The following is a 19873-nucleotide window of genomic DNA, read 5'->3' as shown; positions in this document are numbered from 1 at the left end:
GTGTTGTTTCGAGTGGTGTCCCGTCCGCACCCCGGTTGCCGGGCCGGCACCGGACGAGCCCGCGGGGGTATGGGCAATGAATGGCAACCCTTGGCAGCCCAGCCTTGTGGGAGCGTAGAAACAACGTGTGGGAGCGTAGGAACAAGGGGATCGGCGTTGCGCCGCAGCGGCGCCCCGCGTCCCGCTCGGATGGATCGACAACAGGAGTGCAGCACATGTCAGAACAGCTCGCAGAGGTCGGCGTCATCGGCATGGCCGTGATGGGGTCGTCGCTGGCCCGCAACATGGCCCACAAGGGCTACCGCGTGGCCATCTTCAACCGCACGCTGGCCAAGACCCAGCACGTCATCGACCAGCACGGCTCCGAGGGCACCTTCCTGCCCGCCGAGACGGTCGAGCAGTTCGTGGCCTCGCTCGAGCAGCCCCGCCGCATCGTCATCATGGTGCAGGCGGGCAAGGGCACCGATGCCACCATCGACTCGCTGATCCCCCACCTCGAAGCCGGTGACATCGTCGTCGACGGAGGCAACGCCTTCTACGAGGACACCCGCCGCCGTGAGGCCAAGTTGCGCGAGTTGGGCTTCCACTTCGTCGGGGCGGGCATCTCCGGCGGTGAGGTCGGGGCGCTGGAAGGGCCGTCCATCATGCCCGGGGGATCGAAGGAGTCCTACGAGGCACTCGGACCGATCCTGGAGAAGATCTCAGCCCACGTCGGTGACGAGCCCTGCTGCACCTACATCGGCACCGATGGCGCTGGCCACTTCGTCAAGATGGTGCACAACGGCATCGAGTACGCCGACATGCAGTTCATCGGCGAGGCCTACGAACTGCTGAAGGGCGCCGGCTTCTCGACCGACGAGGCGGCGGACATCTTCGCCCAGTGGAACACCGGCGACCTCGACTCGTTCCTGATCGAGATCACCGCCGAGGTGCTGCGCCAGACCGACGCGCGCACGGGAAAGCCGTTGGTCGACGTCATCCTCGACCAGGCGGGCATGAAGGGCACCGGTACGTGGACGGTGCAGTCGGCCCTCAACCTGGGTACGCCGGTCAACACCATCGCGGAGAGCGTGTTCTCACGCGCGGTCTCGAGCCACCCCGAACTGCGCGCAGCCGCCCAGGCATCGCTCGAGGGACCGGACCGCACCGTCCAGGTCGAGGACAGGACCGCCTTCGTCGAGGACGTGCGGAAGGCCCTGTGGTCGTCCAAGGTGATCGCCTACGCCCAGGGGTTGGACGAGATCCGGATGGCAGCCCAGGAGTACGGCTGGAAGATCGACGTCGCGGCCGTGGCCCGGATCTGGCGGGCCGGGTGCATCATCCGCGCCAAGTTGCTCGACCGCATCTCGAACGAGTACGCCGCCAACCAGCTGGTGACCCTGCTCGAGGCACCTTCCATCAAGGCAGGGCTGGCCGACGCCCAGGACTCGTGGCGGCGCGTGATCGCCGAGGCGGTTCATGCGGGTGTCCCGGTTCCCGGGTTTTCAGCGGCTCTGGCACACTATGACCAAGCACGCGCACCGCGACTCAACGCGGCCCTCACCCAGGGGCTGCGGGACAATTTCGGGGCGCACACCTACAAGCGCATTGACGACGACGGTTCCTTCCACACGCTGTGGTCGGGTGACAGGTCTGAGGTCAGAGCCGAGGACAGCCACTGAGCTGTCCCGCCACCCGGTGCCGCACCGGGTGGACCTGAACGCGTGGTGGCCGAGGAGGGGTTCGGGGGGACCACCAACTCAGGCATGCACCACGACGGCTGAGGGCCCCGTCCCATGGACGGGGCCCTTGTGCTTGTCGGGGTCTGTGCTTGTGAGGCCGATCCAGTCAGCCGAAGACGCGAGTGAACCACGGATTGACGAACTTGCCCTCGGGGTCGAGACGCGCCGCCAACTCCCGGAACTGCCCCGCCAGCGGGAATCGGTCGGCGATCCCGCGATCGTCGACCAGCAATTTGCCCCAGTGCACGCGCGGAGCGAGCGGTGCCAACGCTTGTTCGACCTGTGCCAACACGGGCACGATGGCGCCCGGGCGAGGCTGCCAGGTGAAGTGGAGCGCGACCACGTCCTGCCCCTGTGCCGGACTCAGCCACAGGTCGTCCGCCGCAATGGTGCGGATCTCCGAGATCATCAGCACCTCGGCCAGCACTGGCCGTAGTCGACGCATCGCCGCAATCGCCTCGACGGCCCGGTCACGTCGGACGAAGAACTCCGACTGGATCTCCTTGCCGCTGGCGGGGGCCTTCTCGGGGATGAAGTGCGGCCAGCGGGTGTACCACGGGCCGGGCACACCCAACTGCTCGGTGACATTGTCGGGGGCAAGCCCCACGATCGGGTGCAGGGTCTCGGTGGCAGCCGGGGCGTCGAACAGTTCGGTGGCCAAGGGGCCACGGTCGAGGCGCTGCTTGAGCCACACCTCCTCGACCACGTCGCCGTAGAGCGTGAACAGGCTGACGGCCGTGGCCGCGGAGGTGATCTCGTCGAAGTGGTTCTCGAGCACCTCCCAACTCAGGCCGGTGAACACGCGCTGCGCCACGTCGAAGCGGGGTTCCAGTTGCAGTTGCAGTCTGGTCACCACACCGAGCGCACCGACGTTGACGACCGAGCCCGCGAAGTCAGGGTGGTCGCTGTCGAGGTGCAGCAGGTCGCCCGAGGCCGTGACCAGTTCGAGGGCGGTGACCTGAGTGGCCAGATTGCCGGTACGGTCGCCGGTGCCGTGGGTGCCGGTCGCGACCGAACCGGCGACGCTGATGTGCGGCAGGGACGCGAGGGCCGGGAGCGCCCACCCGGCCTCGTCCAGCAGGGGGCACAAGTCGGCGTAGCGGGTGTGCGCCGAAACCCAGACCCGGTCACCCTCGAGTTCGATCCGACCACCGAGATCGGCGGTGGTGACCATCACCTCGGCGTCGGCGATGGCATTGAAGGTGTGTCCGGACCCTGCTCCCCTGATGGAGCGGGAGGCTGCGACCAGTCGCTGCAGTTCCTCGACGCTGCGGGGACGAGCCAGCTGGGCGGGTGTGTAGTCGACGTTGCCGCACCAGTTCGTGCCCGGCCAGTCAAGGTTCTCGCTCATGGCGACCAGTCTGTCGGATGGACGCCGGGCATGGGAGAACCCGCGAGTGTCCCTCAGGGGCTGTCGGCTCGACCAGGGCCGACCTCGCGGGTTCCGATGGTCTGGGTTGATTCGCTGAGGCAGTGCCTCAAGCGGCTGCCTCAGCGGCAGACCACCTCACAAGGTCGAGTCGAATACATCGCTGGACCACCTCCTTTCCTGTGTGGCTCAACGGTAGGTCGGCGGCGGTCTGGGCTCAACCCCTTTTTCCCGCGGGTGAACGCAGGTCCGGAGGGGCTTGGCAGCTCGGGCGGTCTGAGGGCGCGGCGTCTGGACCGACTGGGTACCCTGAAGGGTGTGCCAGTCAGTCGCCGCCTTCTGCTCCTGGTCCCGGCCGTGGCCCTCGTGGGTTCGTGCACACGCCCGGGTTCGAAGGCGTCCCCCGGCCCCAGCGGGTCGTCCAGTTCTTGGCCGGGTTCGAGCCTGACACCGAGCGCCTCGGCCACCCCGCGACCCCTCACCGACAAGGGACACGCACGCTCGGCCGTCAACCAGTTGCGCCGCGCCTCGGGTGAGTTGCCGGTGTTGAAGGTCGACCTGACGGCCACCAGGGCGGTGCTGTCGGTGCTGGACGGATCGAAGGTCAAGAGTTGGGCGTGGGAGGCCGCCACCGTGCAGGAGGTGACCAGCGACATCGAGTACATCAAGCAGGCCACCTTCGACCCGAGTTCGTTCCAGTTCGACGACCTGACCATGATCTTCGGCATCGCCGGCGCACTGTCGGGGTCGACCTCGAACCAGGAACTCCAGATCGTCGAGTACAACCCGGGTCAGGTACTGATGGTGGTCAGCACGCGGCCCGAGTCGCGTCCGGTCTTCTTCAGGCCGGACGCCTCCCCCATCCACGAACTCGACTACCGGTCGAAGCAGGGCATCGCCGAGGGACTGCAGGACGCCCTGGGCGGCCGGACCCAACTGCACCAACTCGGGTACCAGAAGGGCATGGGGCTCTGGGTTGACGCCCCGGACCCGAACGACCCCGGTGTGATGGTGAGACGTACCAGGGCCTCGAAGCTACCGGTGTGGACCTCGTCGAAGAAGGAGACCTCCGACTGGCCGATGTTCGCTGCCAGCGACGTCACCGCCGACATCCTGGCGACCATCATCGCCGACCTACCCGCCCGCTACGACAAGCCCGTGGACGCCGACATCAGCTACACCATCGACATGCGCGACCGGCGCTCGTTGCCCGCGATCCGATGGGTGGTGGGGGGTCAGGCGGTGATCACCGACCTCGAAGGGGTCGACATCACCGCCGAGGTGAATCGCTGAGCCGAGGGCGTCGGGTGGACCCGTGCCCGTTGACCCGCTGCCGTCCGGCTGCTCGGGTTCGTCCCAGTTGCCCACGAAGGGTGCCAGTTGCCGCGAAGGGTGCCAGTTGCCCCCATTCCGCGCAGTTGCCCCCGGACAGGCATGGGGCAGGTGCGTCGAACGAGGGCAGATGGTGCGGAGGGAGGGCAGCTGCGCCAACTGCGCCGGACGAGGGCAACTGCGCCGGACGAGGGCAACTGCGTCGGACGAGGGCAGGTGCGACGGGGAACAAGGCACTCGATCCTCCGGCCACGGGCCAAAGGCGCCGGTGAAGGCACCCGACGGCACCCCTCACCGGCCCGCGATCACTGCCCCAGGTTGTCCGTGGCGAAGGTGTCGCACTGGTTGGGGTCTCCGGACTGGAACCCCTTCTGCACCCAGTACTGGCGCATCTTGGACGAGCCGTGGGTCCAGGCATCGGGGTTCACGCCACCCTGTTGCGACTGGATGTGGTCGTCGCCGACGGCTCGGGCCGCGTCGACGACGCGGTTCAGGTCGTCCTGAGTGATGTTCTCGATGATGTCGGTGGCGTCCTTGTTGGCGAAGTTGAACCAGACACCCGCGTAACAGTCAGCCATCAGCTCGACCCTCACCCCGGACGAGGTGGGTCCGGTCGACTTGTCGTGCTGGGCCTTCTCGAGCACGCCGGTGACGTTCTCGATGTGGTGCCCGTACTCGTGGGCCACGATGTAGGCCTCCGCGGCCGGGCCACCCTGGGCTCCCAACTGGTCGAGCAACTGCTGCACGAACGAGGTGTCGATGTAGATCTTCTGGTCACCGGGGCAGTAGAACGGCCCGACCTGGGACGAGGCCTGCCCGCAGGCGGTGTTCACGGAGCCGGAGAACTTCAGCATCGTCGGCGGCTGGAAGTTGCCGCCCGCCGCCTTGCCCCAGTACTGGTTCAGGGAGGTCATGTACGCCGGCCAGCGGCAGTCAGCGTCCCGCTGCACGTCGGCGCCGGTCGAGCACTGGTTGGTGGAACTGGCCTGCGGCTGGGTCTGACCCGAGCCACCGCCCAGGATCGCGCTGGGGTCGATGCCGAGGAACAGGGCGATGACCACGATGATCAGGCCACCGATTCCGCCGACGGCGATACCGCCGCCACGTCCGCCGCCACTGGCACCCCCAACCGAACCGGAGTCGATCCTGGCATCCGACTTGAAGTCCATCGGTCTCCTCCTGAGCGGGCGCCCTGTTCCCGACCGGGTCGGTCGGTGTGACAACGCCGTACAGGTCAGCATCGTAGGGCCTCCGGCTCCCAACAGACCGCGATCGGGGCATTCAGCTGGTGCTGGGGGCCAGGTGAGTCTGCGGCGGCCCGCCCGGCCGATGGTGGTGCGTCCAGCGCCCTTGCGGGGATGCCATGATGGATCGATGCAGATTGTGGGCGTTGCCAATCCAGGTTCCCCGGAACTGGTGCGCCTCGAGATCGGCCACGGCATGCACCCCCGTCAGGTGCTCTGGCGCCAGGGCTGGGTGCTGCAGAACCTCTTCTCAGCCCAGGTGGTGGGTGGCGAGGTGGTCATCACCGGACGGGTCACCAGGCGCGGACCCCGGTCTCGTCCGCCCAAGGTCAAGCACCGCACGGCTGACCCCGACCTGAGGACCTCCCCGGACGAGGTGCCCGTGCCTCGGCAGCGCATCGCCGCCTACGCAGTGGTGCGTTCCCACCGCGGCATCCTGGGAACCGAGTGCAGCGACCGCACCGCGATCCCGGGACTGTGGCAGCTGCCCGGAGGGGGCCTCGACGAAGGCGAGTCGCCGGCCGAGGCGCTGGTGCGTGAAGTGATGGAGGAAGCCGGCCAGGAGGTGCGGATCAACCACCTGCTCGACCTGCAGTCCGACCACTGGATCGGACGCGCCCCCAGCGGCCAGCTCGAGGACTTCCACGCCCTGCGCATCTTCTACTCCGCCACCTGCGAGAGCCCCACCGACCCCCAGGTGATCGACATCGACGGCACCACCGAACGAGCGGAGTGGGTGCCGCTGTGGCGCTGGCGCCGACTGCCGTGGACGGCGGGATCGCGCTCCATCCTCGACAAGTACGCCGCAGGGGTTCCGACCAACTGAGATTGGTCCTAGGGTCGTGGCATGCGCAGCACGGAGTCGTCCGAGGCGCCGACGACGGTCGACGAATACGTGGCGTCGGTGCCACCCGGGGCTCGTCCACGCTTCGACGAGTTGAGGTCGTTGGTGCGTGACCTGCTGCCCGACGCCGAGGAGTGTCTGACCTACGGCATCGTCGGCTACCGGACGATCCCCGGCAAGCGCGCCCGGGTGTTCGTCTCGGGATGGAAGGACCACGTGGCCCTCTATCCGGTTCCGCACAGCGACGCCCTGGCCGGCGAGGTTGCCCCCTACGTGCGCGGCAAGGGCACCTTGTGGTTCGGGTTGGACGACACCCTGCCCACCGACCTGCTGCGTCGCGTGGTCGCCGAACTTGGCGCCGCCTGATCGGACGACAACGGCCCCCACCCTGGAGGGGTGGGGGCCGGATCGTCCGTGCGGAGTGCCCGAGGGCAGGTTCAGCGGCGGAAGTACGACAGGATGCGCAGCAGTTCGGTGTAGAGCCAGACCATGGTGACGGTGATGCCCAGCGCTGCGCGCCACGACTCGGACGCCGGGGCCCGGCTCGCGATGCCACGCTCGACGTAGTCGAAGTCGGTGACCAGGTTCATCACGGCGAGCCCACACGCGACGACGGCCACGAGCAGCCCCAGGGCCCCTCCGCGCATGCCGGCCGAACCGCTGATCAGGCTGAAGACGAAGTTGCCCAGCATCAGCACCGCGAACGCGGCGGTGGCGATGAAGACCATGCGACGGAACTTCGGCGTCACCCGGATGTTGAAGAACTTGTACGCAGCCAGGGTGACACCGGCCACCACGAAGGTGGCGAGCACGGCCTGGGTGGCGATACCGGGGTACTGGTACTCGAACACCTTGGTGAAGGCACCCACGAAGACGCCCTCGACGATGGCGTAGACGAACAACCCCACCGGGCTGACCGTGCGCCGGGCGCTGACGATGAACACCGTCACCAGACCCAGCAGGCTCGAGGCGATCAGGGCCGGGAAGACGAAGGCCAAGGGCAGCATCAGGTAGGCGACGGCGGCCACCCCAGCCACCATGATCAGCGAGATCGCCGTCTTGGTGATGACGTCGTCCAGCGTCATCAGCTTGGTGCCGGCCTGCGCCTGCGGCTGGAACTGCTCGTACTGGTTCGGCTGCTGGCCGTACTGCTGCTGGTAGGGGTTCTGCCCGTAGGGCTGCTGCCCGTAGGACTGCTGGCCGTACTGCTGCTGGCTGTACTGCTGGGGATAGGGGTTCTGCCCGTACTGCTGGGGCTGCACCGGCACTGGTGCAGGCTGCTGGCCGTTGAAGAAGCCAGAGCGGTTGAAGATGGGATTGCCCATTGTCGCCTCCTGAAGGTGATCCGCTCCCAGTGTAGCCAGCACGGCATTGCCCCTGCCGCGGCTCACCCTGACTCGACCCTGATCCCCTGAACTGACAATCCCGAGCCCTGACAACCCCGTGCCCTGATGACCCTCCCGGCGTGGCGCCCGGCCGCTGACCGCAGCGGTCAGGACCGGACGCCTCGGCGCACGGGAGCCCGTGTGTACCAGGAGGAGGGTCAGGCCTCCGGAGCGATACGGACGAGCATCTTTCCGGTGTTGGCGCCGCGCATCATGTCGAGGAAGGCATCAACAGCGTTCTCGATGCCCTCGACGATGGTCTCGTCGTGGGCGATCTTTCCTGCGCTGAACCAGTCGGTCATGCGCTGGGAGAACTCCGGGGCAAGGTTCAGGTAGCCACCGAGGGTGAAGCCCTTGAGGGTCAGCCCGCGGGTGATGATGTTCGACATGTTGTCGGGGCCGGCCGCCTTGTCGGCGGTGTTGAGGGTGCTGATCACTCCGCAGAGCGCGACCCTGCCGCCGTCGTTCATGACGTCCAGGGCGGCTTCCAGGTGCTCCCCTCCGACGTTGTCGAAGTAGACGTCCACCCCCTCGGGGGCGAGGGCGGGCAGCTGCTGGCGCACCGGGCCGTCCTTGTAGTTGAACGCGGCGTCGTAGCCGTACTTCCCGGTCAACAGCGCGACCTTCTCGGGAGAACCGGCCGATCCGATCACGCGCCTGGCTCCGAGCAGCCGAGCGATCTGCCCAGCGGCGGTGCCGACCGCACCCGCAGCACCGGAGACGAACACGGCGTCCCCCTCCTTCATCCCGGCGATCGCGGTGAGACCGACGTAGCCGGTCAGGCCTGTCATGCCGAGGATCCCGAGCCGCAGCGAGAGCGGCACCCCGGGCAGGTCGGGCACGGCGCGGAAGGCCCCGGCATCGGCCTGGGCGATGTCACGCCAGCCCAGGTCGTGCTGCACGAGGGTTCCGACCGGCAGGGCGTCTGCGGCGGACTCGATGACATGTCCGATCGCGCCACCGGTCATGGTCTCGCCGAGCGCGAACGGTGGCGTGTAGCTCCTGACGTCGTTCATCCGCCCCCGCATGTAGGGGTCGACGGAGACGAAGGCGTTGCGCACCATCACCTGGCCGGGTTGCAGGTCACCGTACTCGACCGTGACGGTGCGGAAGTCCTCGTGCGTGGGCCAGCCCTGCGGCCGGGCGATGAGTTGGATCTGGGTACTGGTGGTCTGTGACATGTGGGGCTTCCTGAATCGATGAGGTGTGTCTGTCAGAGGGCGAGGCCGAGGGCCAGGGCCAGCACGCCGAGCGCGGGGATGACCCCCCTGCTTCAGCGGGGCGGAGGCCGTGCCGGGGCTGGAGAGCAGCAGGACGACTGAGGCGGCGACCAGCGAGCGACACCGGCGAGACGAGCACACCGCGGATTGCGGACTGACTGATCCAGAATATACTGGAACGGTCAGTACGCAAACCGGAGGATGGCATGGGACGCAGGCAGACATTCGACACCGCCGAGGCGATCCGCGCCGCCCGCGGGGTGTTCTGGCAACACGGGTACGAGGGCGCATCGCTGCCCGACCTCGAGCGCGCCACCGGGTTGAGCCGATCGAGCATCTACCACGCCTTCGGCTCCAAGCGCGGCCTGTTCGACGCGGCAGTCGAGAGTTACCTGGACGAAGTCGTCCGCCCGCGACTCCAGCCGCTGACCGGCGCCGCAGTCGCACCCGAAGCGCTCGACGAGTACCTGGTCGGACTCCGCGCCGCACTGCTGCGGGCGGGGACCCTTCCCGCCACCAGTGGCTGTCTGCTCGTCAACACCGCAAGCGCCCCGATCGCCCACGACGACGCCGTCTCGCAGACCATCAGCGCCTACACCGCCGAACTGCGGTCCGCGCTCACGGCAGGCATCCGGGCGCGATTCCCGCACCTGTCCCCCTCCGCCCAGGCGAGTTTGGCCGACGCCTGCACCAGCCACGTCATCACGGCCTTCGCCCTCGTCCGCATCAACCCCGAGTACGCCGCCGGTGCGCTCGACTCCGCGCGGGGACTCATCGCTGCCCAAGCCGCCGAACAGGTCGCGCCTGCCTGACCGGCCCGCCCTCCCGGGCGCGGTGGGGGCGTCGTGTGTCCGGTGCCCCCGGCGGGATTCGAACCCGCACTCTGGCGGGTTTAAGCCGCCTGCCTCTGCCAGTTGGGCCACGGGGGCGTGGCGCGCGGCTCAGGCCAACAAGCTGGCCGCGATCCCGTCAAGAATGTCAGACTCACTCACCACCAGCGACACCCCCACCCGGTGGCTGATCTCGCGCAGGATGAGCCCCCCGGCGCAGATGATCTCGGCCCGCTGCGGGTGCATCGAGGGCTCGGCTCGCACCTGCTCGACGGTCGAGGTGAGCCACCGCTCGGCCACCTCGTCGATGGTGTCCCGGTCGAGCACGGAGTGATGGACGAGCCGTCGGTCGTAGCGGGGCAGTCCCAGGTGCACGCCGGCCATGGTGGTGACCGTGCCGGCCACCCCCACCCACGTCCGGATTCCCCGCAGGTCGACGTGGCAGTCGTCCAGCAGCGAATTCACGTAGGCACCGGCCTCGTCGATCTGAGCCGACGTGGGCGGGTCGTCGCGCAGGAACCGCTCCCGCAGCCGCACCGCGCCCATGTCGAGTGACTGCCCGGCCTCGATTCGCCCCCCGGAACCACGGATCAGCTCGGTCGATCCCCCGCCGATGTCGATCACCAGCACGGGATCGACCGCGTCCGGGATGCCGGCGGCGGCTCCGGTGTAACTCAGTCGGGCCTCCTCGTCGCCGGAGGCGATCTCGGGACGCACCCCGAGGCGCTGCTCGACCCCGGCGAAGAACAGTTCGCGATTGTGGGCATCTCGCGCGGCGGAGGTGGCGACGAAACGGAGGCGCTCGACCCCACCCAGTTCGGAGATGATCGCGGCGTAGTCCTCGCAGGCTGCGAACGTTCGAGCGAGCGCATCGGCGTGGAACTCACCGGTGGCGTCCACGCCCTGCCCCAGCCTCACCATGGTGGTGCGGCGTGCAAGTTCGGCCACCTCACCGCCATCGGACTCGAGCACGAGCAGGCGGATGGAGTTGGTACCGCAGTCGATGGCCCCCACCCTCATGAGCGGTCCTCCGCGGTCGCACCCAACGACCGGGACTGGTCGGTGTCGTCCGCCGTGTGCCGGGCGAAGAAGTCCGCCAACCGGACGACGGTCTCGTCGCCCAGCAGGTTGACCCCCTCACCCTTGGCCAGGGAGTGCGCGGCCAGCACGTGCAAGCACTTGACCCGGGTGGGCATGCCACCGGCGGAGATGCCGCGGATCTCGGGGACCTCGCCCAGTCCGGACCGTTCCGCCACGGCGTCCCGGTCGGCCAGGTAGGACTCGTGGGCCGACCGGTAGTTCGCAGCCAGAGCCTCGTCGGCCAGCAGTCGCTCGCTCATCTCGGCCATCAGCCCGCTCGCCTCGAGGGTGCCGATCGCCGATGCCAGCCTCGAGCAGGTGAGGTAGTAGGTGGTCGGGAACGGTGTGCCGTTGGGAAGGCGTGGTTCGGTGACCACCACGCCCGGACGACCGCAGGTGCACCGCCACGCGATGCCGACCACTCCACGGGGCTCTCGTCCGAGTTGCTCGGTGATCGAGGCCAGGTCGGCATCGGTCATGGGCTCGACGGTGAGGCCGTCGACTGGCGTGGTGAGAGCGGTGGATCGAGGATCTGGCACGGGGTCATTCTGCCGCACCGGTCCGGGTCAGCGTTTCGGCGTGGGCGAGGGGCTGTCGGTCGGCTTGATCGTGATGGGCGCAGACGGGGTCGCCTCACCGTCCTTGGGAGCCGGCTGGTCAGCGGCCTTCATCGAGCCCGACAGGCGCTCCCACCACACCTGGTGGTGCTCGTCGGAGGGTAGCGCGCCCTCCTTGTCGATCTGCGTGTCCGTGCCCAGTGGCTTGCCGTCGGCGCCGATCACGCGGTAGCCCGTCTCACCGGGAACCACCCATCCGAGCCGACTCCTGGCCTGCGCCTTGACATAGTTGGGGTCGTTCCAGCGGTCGATCTCGTCCTGCAGGGAACCGATGCTGGCCTGGCTCTCGGCGATCTGCTGCCGGGCCTGCACCATCTCGCGTTCCTGACGCAGGTACACGCTCAGGCTCGACCCGTACGGGATGGCGAGCATGCCCATCACCACGAGCACCGCCGCCAGCCGTTGCAGCCATCCCAGTCCCACCAGACGACGTGCGGTCTGGGCGGCACGGGGCTGCGGCTCCCGTGGACGGGACATCTCGCGGGTGTCGGGACGAGGCGCGCTGCTGGGAGACCTGGGTTGACCGCTGATGGCCCGTTGACCGCGCCGGACCGCCGCCCTGGCGCGCGGCGTGTCGCTCCCACGCCCCGTGCCGGAGGCGCGCGACGAACGATGGGAGGGGGAAGGGCTCACCGGGCCAGTCTGCCCCACGTTGCGGGGCCAACCGGTCAGCCCCCACCGGGGACGGCCCGATTGTGCCGCGGCCGTTTGGCTCCGGGCCCACGACGGGGGAAGGACGAAGGGGACGAGACCTTGCGGTCTCGTCCCCTGTCATGGGCGTTCAGGTCTCAGGCTTGGAGGCCCCAAGCCTGGAGGCCCCCAACCTTGAACCATCAGGCTTGAACCCTCAGCCCTTGGAACCCTCAGCCCTTGAAGCGAGGGAAGGCCTTGGCGCCGGCGTAGGTGGCGGCGTCGTCCAGGTCTTCCTCGATGCGCATGAGCTGGTTGTACTTGGCCACACGCTCGGTGCGGGCGGGGGCACCGGACTTGATCTGGCCACAGCCCAGCGCCACGACCAGGTCGGCGATGGTGACGTCCTCGGTCTCACCGGAACGGTGGCTCATCATGGTGGTGAAGCCGCTGCGGTGGGCGAGGCTGACGGCGTCGATGGTCTCGGTGAGCGAACCGATCTGGTTGACCTTCACCAGCATCGAGTTCGCGGCCTTCTCGTCGATACCGCGCTGCAGGCGGGTGACGTTGGTGACGAACAGGTCGTCGCCGACCAGCTGCACCTTCTCGCCGAGGGCCGCGTTCATCTTGGCCCAGCCCTCCCAGTCCTCCTCGTTCAGCGGGTCCTCGATCGAGACCAGCGGGTACGCGTCGACCAGTTCGGAGTAGTAGGCGATCATCTCGTCGGACGACTTGGCGGCGCGCTCGAAGGTGTAGGAGCCGTTCTCGTAGAATTCCGAGGCGGCGACGTCGAGCGCGAGCGCGACCTCCTTGCCGGGGGTGTAGCCGGCGCCCTTGATGGCCTCGACGATCAGGTCGAGGGCGGCGCGGTTGGAGTCGAGGTTGGGGGCGAAACCGCCCTCGTCGCCCAGACCGGTGGCCAGGCCCTTCGACTTCAGCACGCTCTTGAGGTTGTGGTAGACCTCGGCGCCGATGCGGACGGCCTCGGCGAAGGTCTCGGCGCCGATAGGGGCGATCATGAACTCCTGGATGTCGACATTGGAGTCGGCGTGGGAGCCACCGTTGAGGATGTTCATCATCGGCACGGGCAGCACGTTGGCGGTGGGCCCGCCCAGGTACTTGTAGAGCGGCAGGTCGGCGGAGTCGGCGGCGGCGTGGGCCACGGCCAGCGAGACGCCGAGGATGGCGTTGGCGCCGAGCTTGGACTTGTTGTCGGTGCCGTCGAGCTCGATCATGGCTTGGTCGAGGCTGCGCTGGTCAGCGGCGTCGAAGCCGAGCACCTCTTCGGCCAGGGTCTCGACGACGTTCTCGACGGCCTTGGTGGCACCCTTGCCGAGGTAGCGCTTCTTGTCGCCGTCACGCAGTTCGGCGGCCTCGAAGGCACCGGTCGATGCACCGGACGGAACAGCGGCACGCCCCTGCGCGCCGTCTTCAAGGATGACCTCGACCTCGACGGTCGGGTTGCCACGCGAGTCGAGGATCTCGCGAGCGTGGACGAATTCGATAAGCGCCATGTGGGCTCAACCTTTCACTGATGGTGTGGTCGGTGCTGAGCCTACCGCCGGGCGCTCGACCGCCGTGCCGGGGTGTGGCAGTTGGTCACGCACAGTTCATGCGCGCCACCGCTCGGCGAAGGCGGTGAAGCTGTCGATCTTGGTCTGCGGGTCGAAGGTGGTGGCCGTCAGCATCAGTTCCTGCACCCCGGTGACCTTGACCAGTTCCCTGACCCGCTCCACCACGTCGTCATGGGTGCCGATGAACTTCACGGCCGGCATCTGCGAGAGCAGCAGTTCGTCCAGCTGCGTGCTGTCGCGCCGGGCCGCCTCCTCGGGCGAGACGATCGGTTCGCGACGGTTCGTCCGGATGCCCTGCCACATCACCCGCGCCGGGCCTGCCAGGTAGTCGGCCGTCTCCGCATCGTCGGCGGTCAGCACCGAGGTGGCCAGCATCGCGTGGGGCTCGGCGAGCGCCGGGGAGGCCTCGAAACGCGACCTGTAGAGCTCGAAGACGGTGACCGGGTCCATGCCACCGAAATGGTGGGCGTAGCAGTAACGCAGCCCCACCATGCCCGCCAGTTGGGCCGAGTAGCCGGACGACCCCAGCAGCCACACCTCGGGCGAGGTGGACAGCGAAGGGGTCGCGACCAGGCGGCTGACCAACGGGTCATCCTTGAGCCTGTTGTCACCCAGCCAGGCCATCACCTGGAGCACGTGGGTGGGGAAGTCCTCGACCGAGAGCCCGTCGGGGCTGCGGCGCAACGCCTGGGCGGTGAACTGGTCCGTTCCGGGGGCTCGTCCGATGCCCAGGTCGATGCGTCCCGGGTGCAGGGCCTCGAGCAGTGCGAACTGCTCGGCCACCACCAAGGGAGCGTGGTTGGGCAGCATCACACCGCCGGAACCGATCCGGATGCGGGAGGTGCGCTCGGCCAGGGTCGCCATCAACACCGGCGGACTGGTCGAGGCCACCGTCAGCGTGTTGTGGTGCTCGGCCACCCAGAAGCGGTCGAAGCCGGCATCGTCGACCGCTTGTGCCACCCGGATGGAACCGTGGAGCGCGTCGGCGCTGGTCTGGCCGGTGGAGACCCCGGCGAGGTCGAGGACGGAGAGAGGCACGGCGGTCATGGCTCGACGCTATCCGCGGGCGGGACGGGAGTCGGCACCGGTTCGCGCAGAGCGTGGTGTCTCAGGCCTCGGCCGCGCGGACCCTCGCCTCGAGAGCTCTCAGGGCATCCCTGGTGGCCTGGTCGGCGTCCACACCCGATGCCTGTGCTCGCAGCACGAGGTCGACGATGGCGGTACCCACCTCGTCCGACGTGACGGGTTCGGTGGGCAGGTCGATCGGCACGTGATGGTTCCTCGTCCGGGAGGCGACCTTGGTGGTGCGGGCGATCACCGAGAGCGAGTCGGCGATGCCGTCGAGGGCTGAGGTTCGTCCCTTCTCGGCCTTCTTCCGCGCCTCCCAGGTGGCGTGCAGGTCGGCCGGCACCTCGTCGTCACCGAAGACGTGCGGGTGGCGCTGCACCAACTTGTCGCTGATGCCTCGGGCGACGTCCTCGAGGGTGAAGCGTCCCTCCCCCGAGGCGATCTGGGCGTGGAAGTAGACCTGCAGCAGCAGGTCACCCAGTTCCTCGACCAGATCGGCGTCATCGCCGGTCTCGATGGCGTCGACCACCTCGCCGGTCTCCTCCACGAGGTAGGTGACCAGGCTCCGGTGGGTCTGCTGGGCGTCCCACGGGCAGTCCCGACGCAGGCGTACCATCACCTCGACCAGGCGCAGCAGTTGGGACGAGCCGGCCTCCCCGCTCACTGGCCGTGCCTGCTCACTGGCCGGTGGGCTGCCCGAAGACCCGGCCCAGGGAGGACAACGAGCCCGACGTGGCCTGGATCTCGGTGCGGGAGGAGTTCACGTCCCCGATGGCCGGGTTGACGGTGATGTCGACGTGCTGGAGCAGGGAGGCGGTCTTCTCGGCACCCAGCTTCTCGACCAGCATGCGGGCCTGCAGCACACCCTTCAACGTGTTGCGGCACTCCGGGTCGAGGTTCTTGGCCCCGAGGCTGTCCAGGCTGGCGTTCACGTCGGCATCGGCCACGGTCGTGCCGCTCGCCGACAGGACGTCGGAGAGGGCAGCCCCGTAGAGGCCGTTGGCGACGACCGAGCGGATGTCGCCGATGGGGTCATTGGGGAAGGCCGAGGCGCAGGCGTCGGCGGCATCGTCCACCTGGCGCACCGAGATCTGGTTGTCGCCGACCTTCATGGCCACCGAGGGCTGCGAGGAGCACGCCCCCAGCAGCGCCACCCCGGCCGCCGCCGCTGCTCCGACCCGCACCCACGACCGCACTCGGTTTCGTTCCATCGTCATCCCATCGTCTCGACCAACTGTCGCCCGCCACCCTACCGAGGCCGGCGAAGTGCCCGAACCGACCCGAGCCGCGCGGTCAGGCTGAGCTGGCGGCCGGGGCGGGCGCGTAGATCAGGTCAACGAAGGTGGAGGCCCACTCGAGCAGGTCGCGGTCCTCGATGTACGCGCCGGTGACGGCCTCGGTGCGAGGCCGCGGCACCAGGATCACGTTCTGGTCGGGCTTGTACTTCGCCCCGGGGTACATCCGCTGGAGCCGCACGAGGCGCGAGTCCAGGATGGCGGCCGGGCTGAACCGGATGTACGGCCCTTGGGCGACGACCTCGGTGACCCCGGCCGCCTGGCACTGCAACCGGAACCGCGCCACCTCGAGCAGCGCCTGCACCGGCGCCCCGAACTCGCCGTAGCGATCGACGAGTTCGGCGCTGACCTCGGCGATGTCGTTCTCGGACGAGACCTCGGCCAGCCGCTTGTACATCTCGAGCCTGAGCCGCTCCGACTCGACGTAGTCGGTGGGCAGGTGGGCGTCGATGGGCAGTTCGATGCGCATCTCGACCTCGTCGGCGACGTCCTCACCTCGGAACATCGAGACCGCCTCGCCGACCAGCCTGATGTAGAGGTCGAAGCCGACGTCGGCGATGTGACCCGACTGCTCGCCGCCGAGCAGGTTGCCGGCCCCACGGATCTCGAGGTCCTTCATGGCGATCGCCATGCCTGCCCCCAGATCGGTGTGCGCCGCCATCGTCGACAGCCGGTCGTGGGCCGCCTCGGTGAGTGGCTTGTCGGGGGGATAGAGGAAGTAGGCGTAGCCGCGTTCGCGGGAGCGGCCCACTCGTCCACGGATCTGGTGGAGCTGGGAGAGACCCATCAGGTCGGAGCGGTCGATGATCAGGGTGTTCGCCGACGAGATGTCGAGTCCCGCCTCGACGATGGTGGTGCAGACGAGCACATCGGCGCGACGCTCCCAGAAGTCCTGCATCACCTGCTCGAGTCTCGCCTCACCCATCTGACCGTGGGCGGTGGCAACCCTGGCCTCGGGCACGAGTTCGCGGATGCGCTTGGCGGTCTTCTCGATGGACTGCACCCGGTTGTGCAGGAAGAAGACCTGCCCCTCGCGTGCCAGTTCGCGCCTGATCGCAGCGACCACCTGGCCCTCGTCGTAAGGGCCGGCGAAGGTGAGCACCGGGTGCCGCTCCTCGGGCGGGGTGGCGATGACGCTCATCTCCCGTAGTCCGGTGATCGACATCTCGAGGGTTCGCGGGATCGGCGTGGCCGACATCGACAGCACGTCGACGTTGAGCCGCAGCTTCTTCAGCGCCTCCTTGTGCTCGACCCCGAAGCGCTGCTCCTCGTCGATGATCACCAGCCCGAGGTCCTTGAACTCGATCTCGGAACCGAGAAGGCGGTGGGTGCCCACCACGACGTCGACCTTGCCCGACTTCAGTCCTTCGCGGACGACCTTCGCCTCCGTGTCGGACTGGAACCTTGACAAGGCCTGCACGTTCACGGGGAATCCCGCATAGCGATCGGTGAAGGTCTGGGTGTGCTGGGTGACCAGCAGCGTGGTCGGCACCAGGACCGCGACCTGCTTGCCGTCCTGCACCGCCTTGAACGCTGCGCGCACCGCGATCTCGGTCTTGCCGTAACCGACGTCGCCGCAGACCAGCCGGTCCATGGGCACGATCCGCTCCATGTCGGTCTTGACCTCGGCGAGGGTGCCCAGCTGGTCCGGTGTCTCGACGTAGGCGAAGTTGTCCTCCAGCTCGCGCTGCCACTGGGTGTCGGCCGAGAACGCGAACCCCCTGCTCGCCTGACGGGCGGCGTAGAGCTTGATCAGCTCTGCGGCGATCTCACGGACCGCCTTCCGCGCGCGCGTCTTGCGGGCACGCCAGTCGGCGCCGCCCATCCGGTCGAGGGCGGGAGCCTCCCCACCGACATATCGGGTGACGAGATCGAGCTGGTCCATGGGCACGTAGAGACGGTCGCCGGGCTGGCCGCGCTTCGATGGCGCGTACTCGATGACCAGGTACTCGCGCGTCGACCCGCCAGCGGTGCGGGTCACCATCTCGACATAGCGACCGACGCCGTGCTGCTCGTGAACGATCGGGTCTCCGGCCCGCAGCTCGAGTGGCTCGATCTGGTTCTTGCGCCGGCTCGGCATCCGCCGCTGGGACTTGTCGGCCACCTGCTGGGCGGCCAGGTCACCGGTCGTGAACAGCGCCAGCTTGAGTGCCGTGGCGCGGAAACCGTGGCGCTGCTGTCCCGGCACGATCGTGACCAACCCGGCGGGCGGTTCCTCGTCCAACGATTCGACCACGGTTGCCGCGAGTTCGTGCTCACGCAGCACCTCGGCCATGCGTTGCCCCAGGCCATGACCCTCGACGGTGAGCACGACCCGCCAGCCCTCGCCCACGGTGTGCTTCATGGCCAGCACCGCACCCTCGACGTCTCCGCGCCAAGGGTCGATCGCCTCGAAGTCGAGCGTCATCGACTCGACGTGGTCGGGGCCCAGTTCGGACGAGTCCAGGGCGGCGGAGAAGTCGACGACGCTGCCGTCCTCGGCGTAGTAGGGCTCAGCCTCCTCGGCGGGCCCCGACGCGAACGGCGACAAGGACCACCACGACTGCCCGCGATCCAAGGCCACCCGGCGAACCTCACTCAGGGCGCGGTAGGCGGACGAGCCCAGGTCGATCGGGGCGCGCCCACCGCCGGCGGCCGCCGACCAGCCAGCGTTGAGGAACTCCCGGCTGGTCTTGACCAGTTCGACGGCTCGGGTGCGCACCAGTTCGGGGTCGCTGACCAGCACCATGGCATCGGCGGGCAACACCTCGACCAACAGTTCGAGCCCGTCGACCAGCGCCGGGGTGAGCGCCTCCATGCCTTCGACGTAGTGGCCCTCGGAGATCTTCTCGAGCAGTTCGGAGAGCTCCGGATGATCCGGAATGAGCGCCTTCGCCCGCGCCCTCACCTCGGGGGTCAGCAGGAGTTCGCGGCAGGGATCGGCCTGGATGGACTGGTGGGTCTTGTCCGAGGAACGCTGGTCGGCGACCGTGAACGAACGGATCTCCTCGATGGTGTCGCCGAAGAAGTCGACGCGCACGGGGTGTTCGGCGCGGGGCGGGAAGATGTCGACGATGCCACCCCTGACGGCGAATTCGCCTCGGCGCTCCACGAGGTCGACCCGGTTGTACGCGGCGTTCACGAGGGCTTGGACCAGCTCGCCGATCTCGACGTCGGCACCCACCTCGAGTGTCACGGGTGCCAACTCGGCCAGCCCCTTGGTCTGGGGTTGAAGCACCGAGCGGATGGGCGCCACGACCACCTTCGGCGGCGGCAACTCCCCTCGTTCCCCTCCCCCGGCGCCGCTGATGCGACGCAGCACCTCGAGTCGTCGGCCGACCGTGTCGGAGCGGGGGCTCAGTCGCTCGTGGGGCAGGGTCTCCCAGGCGGGGAAGTAGGCGATCTCGTCCTCGCTCAGCCAGGAACCGAGGGTGGTCACCAGTTCCTCGGCCTCCCGGAAGGTCGACGTCACCAGCAGGATCATCCGGTCGGTCTGGCTGGCCAGGAGGGCGGCGATCGCCGGCCGCGAGGAGGGCGGGGTGGTGAGGTCGAGGGTGCTCCCCCGTTGACCTGCACGCGTCCCTTCCCCTGACGGGCGGGTGCGACGGCGTGCCCGATCGAGGGCGCGAGAGAGCCCCGGATCTGAAGCGAGAAGGTCAACCAGCCCGTGCAGAGTCACCGGAAG

17 protein-coding genes and 1 tRNA gene are annotated in these 19873 nt (G+C 68.4%); 5 read left to right on the top strand and 13 right to left on the bottom strand.

The genetic code is table 11. The features are described 5' to 3' along the window. The first annotated feature begins 215 nt into the window (after positions 1-215). Positions 216-1661 carry an NADP-dependent phosphogluconate dehydrogenase gene (gndA, locus tag H507_RS0104515; RefSeq protein ID WP_022909525.1) on the top strand — a complete coding sequence of 482 codons (1446 nt, stop codon included), beginning with the start codon at positions 216-218 and terminating at the stop codon, positions 1659-1661. Between the two features lie 166 nt (positions 1662-1827). Here the strand turns inward: gndA and H507_RS0104510 are convergent, their stop codons facing one another. Beyond that, on the bottom strand, positions 1828-3072 hold the full coding sequence (locus H507_RS0104510; RefSeq protein ID WP_022909524.1) for an FAD-binding protein: 1245 nt from the start codon (positions 3070-3072) through the stop codon (positions 1828-1830). A 336-nt stretch (positions 3073-3408) separates the two neighbouring features. Between H507_RS0104510 and H507_RS0104505 the strand changes: the two genes are divergently transcribed. Then, positions 3409-4383, top strand: a complete 975-nt coding sequence (locus H507_RS0104505) for a hypothetical protein (protein ID WP_022909523.1) — start codon at positions 3409-3411, stop codon at positions 4381-4383. A 344-nt stretch (positions 4384-4727) separates the two neighbouring features. On the opposite strand, the gene ypfJ is transcribed toward H507_RS0104505, so the two are convergent. Further along, positions 4728-5591 (bottom strand): KPN_02809 family neutral zinc metallopeptidase, encoded by an 864-nt coding sequence (ypfJ, locus tag H507_RS0104500; RefSeq protein ID WP_022909522.1) that lies wholly within the window; start codon positions 5589-5591, stop codon positions 4728-4730. A 271-nt stretch (positions 5592-5862) separates the two neighbouring features. Here ypfJ and H507_RS17620 point away from each other — a divergent pair, with 271 nt between their 5' ends. Beyond that, positions 5863-6492, top strand: coding sequence for an NUDIX hydrolase (locus tag H507_RS17620; RefSeq protein WP_084707682.1), 630 nt, complete (start codon positions 5863-5865; stop codon positions 6490-6492). A 21-nt stretch (positions 6493-6513) separates the two neighbouring features. Further along, entirely contained in the window at positions 6514-6876 is a 363-nt protein-coding gene (locus H507_RS0104485) for an iron chaperone (protein WP_022909520.1), read from the top strand. Positions 6877-6947: 71 nt separating this feature from the next. Here the strand turns inward: H507_RS0104485 and H507_RS0104480 are convergent, their stop codons facing one another. Beyond that, positions 6948-7835: a Bax inhibitor-1/YccA family protein gene (locus H507_RS0104480; protein ID WP_022909519.1), complete on the bottom strand. Its 888-nt coding sequence runs from the start codon at positions 7833-7835 to the stop codon at positions 6948-6950. A gap of 218 nt (positions 7836-8053) precedes the next feature. After that, the gene (locus H507_RS0104475; protein ID WP_022909518.1) at positions 8054-9076 is read right to left on the bottom strand and encodes an NADP-dependent oxidoreductase; all 1023 of its coding nucleotides are present in this window, start codon (positions 9074-9076) and stop codon (positions 8054-8056) included. Positions 9077-9321: 245 nt separating this feature from the next. Here H507_RS0104475 and H507_RS0104470 point away from each other — a divergent pair, with 245 nt between their 5' ends. Then, on the top strand, positions 9322-9927 hold the full coding sequence (locus H507_RS0104470) for a TetR/AcrR family transcriptional regulator (protein WP_022909517.1): 606 nt from the start codon (positions 9322-9324) through the stop codon (positions 9925-9927). Between the two features lie 43 nt (positions 9928-9970). Here H507_RS0104470 and H507_RS0104465 read toward each other — a convergent pair. From H507_RS0104465 to mfd, 9 genes are all read right to left on the bottom strand, one after another. Next, a tRNA-Leu gene (locus H507_RS0104465) sits at positions 9971-10044 on the bottom strand. Between the two features lie 12 nt (positions 10045-10056). Beyond that, positions 10057-10965 carry a Ppx/GppA phosphatase family protein gene (locus tag H507_RS0104460; RefSeq protein ID WP_022909516.1) on the bottom strand — a complete coding sequence of 303 codons (909 nt, stop codon included), beginning with the start codon at positions 10963-10965 and terminating at the stop codon, positions 10057-10059. Next, positions 10962-11504, bottom strand: a complete 543-nt coding sequence (locus tag H507_RS14690; protein ID WP_051139693.1) for a DUF501 domain-containing protein — start codon at positions 11502-11504, stop codon at positions 10962-10964. The genes H507_RS0104460 and H507_RS14690 overlap by 4 nt, the downstream gene beginning before the upstream one ends. Positions 11505-11591: 87 nt before the next feature. Next, the gene (locus tag H507_RS0104450; protein WP_169512681.1) at positions 11592-12275 is read right to left on the bottom strand and encodes an FtsB family cell division protein; all 684 of its coding nucleotides are present in this window, start codon (positions 12273-12275) and stop codon (positions 11592-11594) included. 230 nt (positions 12276-12505) lie between these two features. Next, a complete protein-coding gene (gene eno, locus H507_RS0104445) occupies positions 12506-13786 on the bottom strand; it encodes a phosphopyruvate hydratase (protein WP_022909513.1) in 1281 nt (426 codons plus the stop codon). Positions 13787-13882: 96 nt separating this feature from the next. After that, positions 13883-14893 (bottom strand): LLM class flavin-dependent oxidoreductase, encoded by a 1011-nt coding sequence (locus H507_RS0104440; protein WP_022909512.1) that lies wholly within the window; start codon positions 14891-14893, stop codon positions 13883-13885. 61 nt (positions 14894-14954) lie between these two features. Then, positions 14955-15578, bottom strand: a complete 624-nt coding sequence (locus H507_RS0104435; RefSeq protein WP_022909511.1) for a nucleoside triphosphate pyrophosphohydrolase — start codon at positions 15576-15578, stop codon at positions 14955-14957. A gap of 13 nt (positions 15579-15591) precedes the next feature. Next, positions 15592-16125 carry a hypothetical protein gene (locus tag H507_RS0104430; protein ID WP_169512680.1) on the bottom strand — a complete coding sequence of 178 codons (534 nt, stop codon included), beginning with the start codon at positions 16123-16125 and terminating at the stop codon, positions 15592-15594. Positions 16126-16207: 82 nt separating this feature from the next. After that, entirely contained in the window at positions 16208-19867 is a 3660-nt protein-coding gene (mfd, locus tag H507_RS14685; RefSeq protein ID WP_022909509.1) for a transcription-repair coupling factor, read from the bottom strand. Between the last annotated feature and the right edge of the window lie 6 nt (positions 19868-19873).

The organism is Aestuariimicrobium kwangyangense DSM 21549, assembly GCF_000421525.1.
Classification (GTDB): Bacteria; Actinomycetota; Actinomycetes; order Propionibacteriales; family Propionibacteriaceae; genus Aestuariimicrobium; species Aestuariimicrobium kwangyangense.
The sequence above is the reverse complement of the archived record's forward strand: the minus strand, read 5'-3'. Positions and strand labels throughout refer to the sequence as shown.